The following is a 2,749-nucleotide window of genomic DNA, read 5'->3' as shown; positions in this document are numbered from 1 at the left end:
GATCAGGGCAAAAACTTGTTTGAGCGAAGCGAGTTGTTTTTGACCCCGGCTGGACCGAGCACCACAGGTTGCCCGCAGCGAAGCGAAGGGACGCAGGAACCAGGGTCGCCTTTCTTTTGCTTACTTTTCTTTGGCGAAGCAAAGAAAAGTGAGTTGCATGCCGGGCAACCCCCGGCCAGCCGCCCTCAGCAGAGCGCGCCCAACCCTGAGCAAGAACGGCCAAGACAAGGCTCTGCCAGGATAAGCAAAGACCTACCCCTTAGCCACCTTCACAGGCCTCTTCCAGTTAGGCAAACTGACCTGTTTGCCCCGCGCCACACTCAGCGAATCCGGTGGCGTACTTTTGGTGATGGTCGACCCTCCTCCCACCGTGCCGCCCGCGCCTATGGTGACGGGTGCCACCAGCACGCAGTTGCTGCCGATGTGCACGTCGGCCTCAATCACCGTGCGGTGCTTGTTGGCGCCGTCGTAGTTGGCGGTGATGCTGCCGGCACCGTAGTTCACGCGCTCGCCCACCGTCGCGTCGCCCAGGTAAGCCAGGTGGTTGGCCTTGGCGCCCTTGGCCAGGGTGGCGTTTTTGACTTCCACAAAATTGCCGATGTGTACCTCGGCGCCCAGTTGCGCGCCGGGCCGCAGGCGGGCAAAGGGCCCGATCAACGCGCCTTCGCCGATCTGCACACCCAGCTTCTCGCCGTCGATATGGGTGAAGGGATGGATCACGGCGCCGGCGGCAATGGTGCAGTTGGCAATCACGCAGTTGGCGCCAATGCGCACTCCGTCGCCCAGCGTGACCTGGCCTTCGAACACGCAGTTCACGTCGACTTCCACATCCTGGCCGCAGCGAAGCGTGCCGCGCACATCCAGTCGTGCGGGATCGGCCAGCCGCACGCCTTGCTCCATCAGCGCCGTGGCCAGGCGGCTTTGGTACACGCGTTCCAGTTCAGCCAGTTGCACCGGACTGTTCACGCCGGCCACCTGGGCTGCGTCTGTGATCTGCTGCGCCACGACGGCCACGCCATCAGCCACCGCAAACTTGACGATGTCGGTGAGGTAATACTCGCCTTGGGCGTTTTGATTGTCCAGCCGGGAAAGCCAGGCACGCAGCAGGCGCGTGGGGACAGCCATGATGCCGCTGTAAATTTCGCGGATCTCGCGCTGGGCAGGTGTCGCATCTTTATGCTCGACGATGGCGCGTACCTGGGCCGAGGCTTCGGCGCCGGCCCGCAAGGGCTCGGAGGCGTGCGCCTGCGCGCGCACGATACGGCCATAACCCGTGGGGTCGGCCATGCTGAGCGTGAGCAGTGCCAGCCGCTGGCCGTCGCACTGTGCCAGCAGGGCCTGCAGCGTGGCGGCTTGGGTCAGCGGCACATCGCCCGACAGCACCAGCGTGACGCCATCGTCGGCYAGCAGGGGAATCGCCTGCTGCACTGCATGACCGGTGCCGAGCTGTGGTTCCTGCCGCGCAAATTGCAGGCTGAGCTTCGAATCTGTGCCCGTTTCCCGCTGCGTAAAGCCCTGGCAGGCGGCCTCAACAGCCTCAGCGCCGTGGCCGGTAATGACGACCGCCTTGCGCGCTGACAAAGACGCAGCGCATTCGATGACATGCTGCAGCAAAGCCTTCCCGCCCAATCGGTGCAAAACCTTGGGTAAGCTGCTTTTCATCCGCGTGCCTTTGCCTGCGGCCATGATGACGACATCAACTGGGGTTGCCATGAAGTTTCCTCTGGATTTTCGAAGGACAGGATTTGAAAAGCGTGCCAGCCCCGCCGGGGCAGCGCTGGTACGCAGCTTACGGATTATCGGTGTGCTTGCCGCCATGCTGCTGGGTGCGGCGCTGCCCGGTTGCAACGTGATGATGAAACTGGCCTACAACCAGGCGCCTGAGCTGGTGTATTGGCATCTGGACGGCCATTTTGACTTCACCGACACGCAAAACGTGCAGGTCAGGGCCGACCTGGACAGGCTGCATGCCTGGCACCGGCAAACCCAGCTGCCGGGCTATATCGACACGCTGCAAAAACTGCAGCACCAGATGCCGCAGGACATGGACACGGCAAAGGCTTGTGCGGTCTATACCGACCTGCGGCGAAAGCTGATGGTGGTGTCGAACGAGGCTGAGCCCCTTATGACAAAGCTGGCGGGCACGCTCCACGCCAGCCAGATGAAAAAACTGCAGCAGCATTTTGAAAAAGGCAATGCCGACTACCGCGAAGACTTTCTGGAGTCATCCAAAACCAACCGCAAAAAGCGCTACAAAGAGGCGGTGAACCGGGCTGAAATGCTTTACGGGCGGCTGGAGGAAAAACAACTGGACATCATCGGCCGGCGAATCGATACGTCCCACTTTGACGCCGCCGTGTCCTACCGGGAAAGGCTGCGGCGCCAGCAGGATGCCCTGCAAACCCTGCGCCCGCTGGCTGACGGCCACAGCACACCCGAGAAAACGCAGGCCGCCGTGAACGGACTGTTTGAACGCACGCTGAACTCACCAGACGTCGCTTACCGGGACTATTTCGAACGCCTGACCCAGGACATTTGCCAGGGGTTTGCAGAACTGCACAACAGCACCACGCCCGCCCAGCGCTTAAAAGCCGTGGAAAACCTTCACCGCTATGAGCGGGATTTCAAAGCCCTGCACAGCCAAAAGTCCTGACCATGGAACCCCGCCCTACGCAACCCGCCTTATTTGCCGGGCGCCTTGGAATGGGACAAGCCTTCCTCTTCAGCTTTCTTCAGTTCTGCCGCCTGC

2 protein-coding genes are annotated in these 2,749 nt (G+C 61.8%); one reads left to right on the top strand and one right to left on the bottom strand.

Translation table 11 applies throughout. The annotated features are described in order from the left end of the window. Window positions 1–252: 252 nt before the first annotated feature. Window positions 253–1,713: a bifunctional UDP-N-acetylglucosamine diphosphorylase/glucosamine-1-phosphate N-acetyltransferase GlmU gene (glmU, locus tag AC1D1X_RS20140; RefSeq protein WP_477670012.1), complete on the bottom strand. Its 1,461-nt coding sequence runs from the start codon at window positions 1,711–1,713 to the stop codon at window positions 253–255. On the opposite strand from glmU, the gene AC1D1X_RS20135 reads away from it, so the two are divergent. Continuing rightward, window positions 1,712–2,653, top strand: coding sequence for a DUF6279 family lipoprotein (locus AC1D1X_RS20135; protein ID WP_477670013.1), 942 nt, complete (start codon window positions 1,712–1,714; stop codon window positions 2,651–2,653). The two genes, glmU and AC1D1X_RS20135, sit on opposite strands and share 2 nt — an antisense overlap. Window positions 2,654–2,749 lie beyond the last annotated feature (96 nt).

It is taken from the genome of Polaromonas sp. P1_G4, assembly GCF_056405475.1.
This window is presented reverse-complemented; position numbering and strand designations above follow the sequence as displayed.

Coding starts and splice junctions, on each gene's coding strand:
- AC1D1X_RS20135 (WP_477670013.1), top strand. CDS start 1,712: ATGAAGTTTCCTCTGGATTTTCGAAGGACAGGATTTGAAAAGCGTGCC.